This window comes from Pirellulales bacterium (genome assembly GCA_035939775.1).
Classification (GTDB): Bacteria; Planctomycetota; Planctomycetia; order Pirellulales; family DATAWG01; genus DASZFO01.
Genome location: DASZFO010000367.1, coordinates 1 through 7137 on the forward strand (window position 1 = coordinate 1; position 7137 = coordinate 7137).

Below are 7137 nucleotides of genomic sequence, written 5' to 3' on the forward strand. Positions count from 1 at the left end.
ATGGATTCCCATGGCCGATGGACCCGAACTCGTCGGGCAGGACGAAGTTGCCGACTTGCTCAAGCAGGCGAAGGAAGCTTCGCCTGCCCGGCCCGATGCGAAGCCCCAGGCGGCGGAAGCTCCCGGCCCAATGCTCGGGCAAGGCGAGATCGAAGCCCTGCTGAAGCAGAACGCCGGTCGAGCTGCCCCCGTGGAGGGAAAAGGCGCCGCGGGCGGCGGCCTACCGCTTGCATCTCCTCCCGGTGTGTTCCCACCTCAGCCGGCCGGAAGCGAACCGGTTCGCGCCGAAGCGCCCGGCAACATCGCGGCGGGTGACATCGATTTTTTGATCACTCAGGCCGAGCAGGCGCTGGCTTCGATCAACGCGCCCGAAAAGAGCGATCCGCCTCCTGGCGTCACGCCGTTTCGGCTGATCGATTTTTCCGGCGCGCCGGCTTCGACCGACAGCGCCACGCTCGAGCTGATTCGCGACGTCGAATTGGATTTGAAAATCGAGTTGGGTCGCACGCAGATGTATCTGGAAGACGTGCTGAAGCTCAGCAAAGGAGCGGTCGTGCCGCTCGACAAATTGGCCGGCGATCCCGTGGATATTTACGTCAACGGGCGGCTTATTGCCCGCGGGGAAGTATTGATCCTGAACGACAATTTTTGTGTTCGGATCGCGGAGTTGGTGGCGGGAGAGAACCCGACGTCGGCGTGACGCCGAAATCTTGCCGCCGACAATAGCAGCGTCGGCCACGTAGACGACGCTGCCAAAGTCGCCGGTCCACCACCAACCGCGATCGACGTTGCACCAAAGCCAGGGATGGACGCGATGGCTCAATGGATTGGGCTGACGATTGGAGCGGCTTGCGTGGCACTCATGGCCGCGTCCTGCATGGCCGCGCCGGCGTCGGACCGGGTCGAGCAGACGACCTATCAGATCCCCGGCGATCCGCGCTCCGCGATCGACAATCCGCCGCGAGCTTCTCATAGCGCGATGGCAAACCGCGGCGAATCGATGCCCATCAACTTGTCGCGCGACAGCGCCGCGGCCGACAAGAGCGCGGCCCCCGGCGCGCGGAGGGAGATGCCGGCGACCCCCAGCTCGGCGCCGGCCCTGGTTAGCATGCTCGGCAGCCTGGCAATTGTGTCGGGGCTGTTCTTCGGGCTGATCTGGTTCATGCGCCGCGGGATGCCGAAAGGAACGCGGCTGGTTTCGAGCGAAGTCGTCGAAGTCCTCGGCCGCGCGCCGCTGGGCGGCCGGCAGCAAGTGCACGTGGTGCGGTTCGGCAATAAGCTGTTGCTCGTTTCGCTGTCTCCCGGCGGCGCGGAGACGCTTTCCGAGATCACCGAACCCGTGGAAGTGGACCGCCTGGCGGGCATTTGCCAGCAGTCGCACTCGAATTCGGCGACCAACGCCTTCCGCCAGGTTTTCCGGCAATTCAGCGACGATCGATCGGCCGGCGGATTCCGCGGCGGTTCGAGCAAATCCGGCGGCGACTCGATGCCGCGCAAGGCAGTCGTTCCCAAGGTGATGGAGGACGACGATGTCTAATTCCACCGCGTGCGGCAATCGTTCAGCAACGGGCCCATTACCGGCAGGGCACGTCGCAGCCATGCAAGGCTCTCCCTCTCCCTTGACGGGAGAGGGCCGGGGTGAGGGTGGTGGACCAGAGCTTCGCCCCCCTCACTCCCAGCCCCTCTCCCGCAAAGGGGAGAGGGGAGTACGCCGCTCTGGGGCCCACCGCTGTCTCGGTTGGCTGGCGATCCTGATGATCGGACTGAGCGTTGTCCGTCCCGCGACGGCGCAGGAGAAATCAAATCTGCCTGCCAAGCTCGAGCTGCCGGCGGGCTTGGCTGGCGGGCCGGAACAATGGACAAGCCCCGAAGGGCTTAGCTCGGCATTGCAGGTGATGCTGCTTCTGACCGTGATCAGCCTCGCCCCGTCGATCTTGCTGATGACGACCTGCTTCGTGCGGATTCTCGTTGTCTTCGGACTCTTGCGCCAGGCGCTGGGAACTCAGCAATTGCCGCCGAGTCAGGTGCTCACTTCGATCTCGCTATTTCTCACGCTGCTGGTGATGACGCCAGTCTGGAAGCAGGTCTACGACCGGGCGGTCGTGCCCTATAGCCAGCGGCAAATCTCGCTCGAGCAAGCCTGGAATGCCGGGATTCAGCCGATCCGCCGGTTCATGGCCGAGCAGATTCAGCGCACGAAGAACGAAGCGGACATCCGGCTCTTCTTTCGCTACATGCCCGAGGGAACGCCGGAGTGGACCGACTACAACGACGTTCCGCTGCAAGCCCTGCTGCCGGCCTACATGCTGAGCGAGTTGAAGACGGCGTTCTTGATCGGCTTCCAGATTTACTTGCCGTTCATGATTCTCGATATCGTGATCGCCAGCGTCACCATCTCGATGGGGATGCTGATGCTTCCGCCGGTGTTGATTTCGCTCCCCTTCAAGCTGCTCCTATTCGTCTTGCTCGACGGCTGGCATCTGGTCGTCGAAATGCTCCTGCAAAGCTTTCAGCCGTTCACATAGGAGCGCCCAACAAATTTGGCGGGGACTATCCCCTTTTTGCGCGGGCACCATCGCCGCGATGGTCGGCGGAGCAAAACGGGGACTGTCCCCTTTTCCCGGCCCCCCTTTTCCCGGCCGGATTTGTTAGGCGCTCCAAGAAAACATGAATTCCAAGGATTCCGTCGATTTCATTGTCGAGCTGATGCGGCAGGCGATGGTCACCACGCTGTGGCTGGCGGCGCCCGCATTGGTGGCCGGAATGGTCGTCGGCTTGCTGATCGGCTTGTTGCAGGCAGTCACGCAGATTCAAGAGCAAGCGGTTGCGTTCGTGCCCAAGCTGATTATCACGGTCTTGGTGCTGGCGCTGACGCTCCCGTGGCTGATCGGCCAAATGCTCCAATATTCGCACGACTTGATTACGAGCATTCCGGGGAACTTGTAGTGTACTCCTCACGCTCCGCGTGAGGCGGTCGTCACGCCGAGCGTGACGACTACACTGGACCGATCATCATGCACGCGTGACGAGCGCTGGAGTCGGCATGCCTTGGCTCGAAGGATTCTACCTGACGCCGTTTCTGATCTTCACCTTCGTGCTCGCGCGGGTCAGCGGGCTGGTGATGACCGCGCCGACTTTCACCGGCACCTACGTGCCGATGCAGGTCCGCGCGTTCCTGGCGATCGGCATCGCGCTGATCTTGATGCCGACGCAATTGCGCGCGCCGCTTGACGCTCCGGGCAATCTCTCCGACTACGCCATTCTGTTAGCTGGGGAACTGTTGATCGGCGTGGTTCTCGGCATGGGAATCGCCACCTTGGCCGCCGGCTTGCAATTGGCTGGACAGGTGATCGCGCAGATGAGCGGCATGGCCCTGGCCGACGTGCTGAATCCGGGAAGCGACAACGAAGTGCCTATCTTCGCCAGCATGCTCTATATGGTCGGGTTGGCGGTGTTCGTCGTGATCGGCGGACATCGCGCGCTCATCGACGCGCTGATGGGCACATTCGCCGCGATTCCGATCGGGCATGGCGCCGCCGTTGGATCGCTCGGCGAAACCGTTTCGACCCTGATGGCGGAGAGCTTTGCGCTGGGTCTCCGTGCCGCCGCTCCGGCGATGGTCGCGCTGCTCTTGGCCACGCTCGTGCTCGGACTAATTGGTCGCACGCTGCCGCAGCTCAACGTTTTAGTGCTCGGCTTCGGAATCAATTCGCTGATTACGCTCGCGGCGTTGTTCGTTTCCGTCGGCGCGGTCGCGTGGCTGTTTCAAGAATACTTCGATCCCGCACTCAAGACCTTGCTCGACGGCCTGACGCGCACTGGTTGAGACGGGCGATTGCATCTACGGTTCCATCATTTGAACGTCATCGGGTTGGGTGCCACTGCTGGCTTGTCGAGCAGTGATGAGCCATAGCACCGCATTGATCACTTAAGCCATCCAATCAACCGTCGAGGCCGGAACACTCCGCCGCAAGCCAGACAGCTTCGCTGCACTGCTGGACAAGCCAGCAGTGGCACCCGACGAAATCGACCGTCCCCAGCCCCTAGCCCCGAGTCCCCAGCCCCTTCTTCATGGAAGACGCCGGCGAAAAGTCTCAAGACGCTACCCCGCATCGCCGCCAACAGGCGCGCGAGGAGGGGCAGATCGTACAGAGCCAGGACCTGGCCGCCGCGATCATCCTACTGGCGGGCTTGCTGCTGTTGCTGGCGCTCGGGGGCGGGATGGTCGAGTTTTTCGGCAATCTGGCTCGCCGTCAACTCGGCGGCGATCCCTGGCTATCCGCCAACGCCGACAGCGCCGCCGAGCAATTGCGGGCGATACTCGGCGAGTTGACGAAAGCGGCGTTGCCGATCCTCGCCGCGCTGTTTGCCATTGGAGTGGCGGCGCATTTGGTGCAGTTTGGATTCTTGTTTCTGCCGAACCGGTTGGTCCCCGATTTCAATCGGATCAACCCAATGAGTGGCTTCGGCCGGCTGTTTTCGCTCGCGAATCTGGTGCGATTGGGATTCGGCGTCGTCAAGATTCTGATCGTCGCCACGGTGGCCTTCTGGAGTTTGTACAATCGCCGGACCGAGATTCTCGCGGTCGCGAGCATGGAGCTGCCGAAGATCGCATCGTTCTTGACGGATATCGTCATCTGGACCAGCTTGAAGATCGCCGGCGCGCTGTTCGTCGTGGCGCTGCTCGACTATTTGTTTCAATGGTGGAAGCACGAGCAAGACCTGAAAATGACCTCGCAGGAAGTCCGAGAAGAGATGCGAAACCTGCAAGGCGATCCACAGGTCATTTCACGCCGGCGGGCGGTCCAGCGGCAACTCGTGCTCAATCGGCTGGCGAAAGCGGTCCCCAAGGCCGACGTCGTCGTCACCAATCCGACCGAACTGTCCATCGCCATCCAGTACGATGCCGAGACAATGGCTGCCCCGGTGGTCGTAGCGAAGGGCGCCGGATTCATCGCCCAGCGGATCCGCAAACTGGCGCTCGAAAACGGCGTTCCGATCGTCGAGCGCAAGCCGCTGGCCCAAGCGCTCTACAAGCAGGTCGAACTCAACCGGCCGATCCCCGACAGCATGTACGCGGCGGTGGCCGAAGTGCTGGCCTATGTCTATCAGCTCAAGGGCAAGCCAATTCCGCGGCCGAATTAACTGAATTGAGCAAGGCGTGCATCAGGCCTTGTTTGTGCCACGCACAATGGATAGACTTTGAGGTTCGCTTGCTTGCGTTAGAATCGCATTTAGGTCGCCTGCGGCGGAAGGCCGATCGAGTTGGAAGGAGTTCGTTTCATGAAAAAGGGCATTCATCCCAAGTATATCGAAACCGTGGTCAAATGCGGCTGCGGGAATACGTTCAAGACTCGGAGCACTCAGCCCGAGTTGAAAGTCGATATCTGCAACGCCTGCCATCCGTTTTATACCGGGAAGCTGAAGTTCATCGATACGGCCGGCCGCATCGAGAAGTTCAAGACGAAGTTCGCCGGGGCAGGCTACGCTAGCCTCAAGCGCGGCAAAAAGGGAGCCGCCGAGGCCGCGGCAGGCGCACCCGCAGGGGCCGCTGCCGGCGCCGCTGAAGCGTAGCGGCGCGGGCTTCTCTTCGGGCGCGGCGCTCCGCGCCGAATGTAGTAGGCACGCTCCGCGTGCCGTAACCGCGACGGCACACGGAGTATGCCTGCTACATTAATTGCGGCCGACGGCCGCTTGCTCCGGCCTTCCCACGCCCCTCGTACGGTTCGACTGAACTCACCGAAGTCCTAACCCCTCGCCCCTCCCATGCGCGACGTTCTCGAACAGAAACTGGCCCGTTTCGAAGAGCTGGAGCGACAGCTTGTCGATCCGCAGATGCTGTCCGATTCCAATCGGGTCGGCGCGATTGCCCGCGAGCACGGTTCGCTCGCCAAGCTGGCCACGAAATATCGCCGGTTCAAGCAACTCAATAACCAAATCTCCGAAACGCTCGAAATGATCGAGGGGCACGATGCCGAGATGCGCGAGTTGGCCGAGGCCGAGCTGCCCGAGCTGCGGGCCGAGCGCGAGAAGTATTGGGACGAATTGCTCGATCTCACGGTCGGCGGCGAAGACGCAAATCGGACCCGCTGCGTCATGGAAATTCGGGCGGGGACTGGCGGCGACGAGGCGGCCCTATTCGCTCGCGATCTTTACGGCATGTATCGCCACTACTGCGAAGGGCGCCGCTGGAAAGTCGAGGTGCTCGAAATGAGCGCCACGGAACTCGGCGGCTTCAAGGAAATCTATCTGGGTCTCGAAGGAGAAGCAGTCTATCGCGATTTGCAATACGAAAGCGGCGGCCATCGCGTGCAGCGCGTTCCCGAGACGGAGGCCAAAGGACGAATCCACACCTCCGCCGCCACGGTAGCCGTGCTGCCCGAGCCGGAAGACGTTGAAATCGACATCAAGCCCGACGACTATCGCAAGGACATCTTCTGCGCGAGCGGGCCCGGTGGGCAGCACGTCAACAAGACGGCCTCCGCAATCCGCTTGACGCATTACGAAACGAACCTGGTCGTGCAGTGCCAGGACGAGAAGAGCCAGCACAAGAACTTTGCCAAGGCCCTGCGCGTGCTGAAGACACGACTGTATGAACTCAAGCGGCAGCAGGAGCATCAAAAGCGGGCCGACGAACGCCGCACGCTCGTCGGCTCCGGCGACCGCAGCCAGCGCATCCGGACGTACAATTTTCCCGAGAATCGTCTGACCGATCACCGCATCAATCTCACGCTCTATAAGCTCGACAACATCCTGGCCGGCAATCTCCAGCCCGTGATCGACGCCCTGCGCGACTACGACCGCCGCGAGCAGCGCGAGCAATTCGGGACCGTGGAATGAGGAAATGACGAATGTCTAATGACGAATGTCTAAGGAATGACGAAATCCGAATGACGAATTGCTCGCGGCAAACTCATTAGTCATTCATGCTTAGTCATTCATTAGGCATTCGTCATTAGACATTCGTCATTCGTCGGCTCAGCCCCTTGAGCGCTCGATGTATTCGCCCGTCCGCGTGTCGACCTTGATCAGGTCGCCGATATCGACGAAGGCGGGGCAGGTGATCTCAGCCCCGGTTTCGAGCTTCACCGGCTTTGTGAGGTTCGTGGCCGTATTGCCGCGGACGGCCGGCTCGCA

The 7137-nt window shown here is 61.6% G+C and carries 9 protein-coding genes; 8 read left to right on the forward strand and 1 reads right to left on the reverse strand.

Annotated elements, in window-relative coordinates; all coding sequences use genetic code 11:
* The 8 genes from fliN to prfA form a co-directional block, all read left to right on the forward strand.
* Positions 1–700 (forward strand): flagellar motor switch protein FliN (fliN, locus tag VGY55_24260; GenBank protein HEV2973103.1); only part of this gene is annotated, 700 nt, incomplete at its 5' end.
* Between the two features lie 114 nt (positions 701–814).
* Positions 815–1537, forward strand: a complete 723-nt coding sequence (locus VGY55_24265) for a flagellar biosynthetic protein FliO (protein ID HEV2973104.1) — start codon at positions 815–817, stop codon at positions 1535–1537.
* A gap of 217 nt (positions 1538–1754) precedes the next feature.
* Complete coding sequence (gene fliP, locus VGY55_24270) at positions 1755–2525, forward strand: flagellar type III secretion system pore protein FliP (GenBank protein HEV2973105.1); 771 nt, start codon at positions 1755–1757, stop codon at positions 2523–2525.
* Positions 2526–2667: 142 nt separating this feature from the next.
* Positions 2668–2946 carry a flagellar biosynthesis protein FliQ gene (gene fliQ, locus VGY55_24275; GenBank protein HEV2973106.1) on the forward strand — a complete coding sequence of 93 codons (279 nt, stop codon included), beginning with the start codon at positions 2668–2670 and terminating at the stop codon, positions 2944–2946.
* A 97-nt stretch (positions 2947–3043) separates the two neighbouring features.
* Positions 3044–3826, forward strand: coding sequence for a flagellar biosynthetic protein FliR (locus tag VGY55_24280; GenBank protein HEV2973107.1), 783 nt, complete (start codon positions 3044–3046; stop codon positions 3824–3826).
* Positions 3827–4071: 245 nt separating this feature from the next.
* A complete protein-coding gene (flhB, locus tag VGY55_24285) occupies positions 4072–5145 on the forward strand; it encodes a flagellar biosynthesis protein FlhB (GenBank protein ID HEV2973108.1) in 1074 nt (357 codons plus the stop codon).
* Positions 5146–5283: 138 nt separating this feature from the next.
* Positions 5284–5574 (forward strand): 50S ribosomal protein L31, encoded by a 291-nt coding sequence (rpmE, locus tag VGY55_24290; GenBank protein HEV2973109.1) that lies wholly within the window; start codon positions 5284–5286, stop codon positions 5572–5574.
* Between the two features lie 192 nt (positions 5575–5766).
* Positions 5767–6840 (forward strand): peptide chain release factor 1, encoded by a 1074-nt coding sequence (gene prfA / locus VGY55_24295; GenBank protein ID HEV2973110.1) that lies wholly within the window; start codon positions 5767–5769, stop codon positions 6838–6840.
* 138 nt (positions 6841–6978) lie between these two features.
* Here prfA and VGY55_24300 read toward each other — a convergent pair.
* Positions 6979–7137 (reverse strand): elongation factor P (locus VGY55_24300; protein HEV2973111.1); only part of this gene is annotated, 159 nt, incomplete at its 5' end.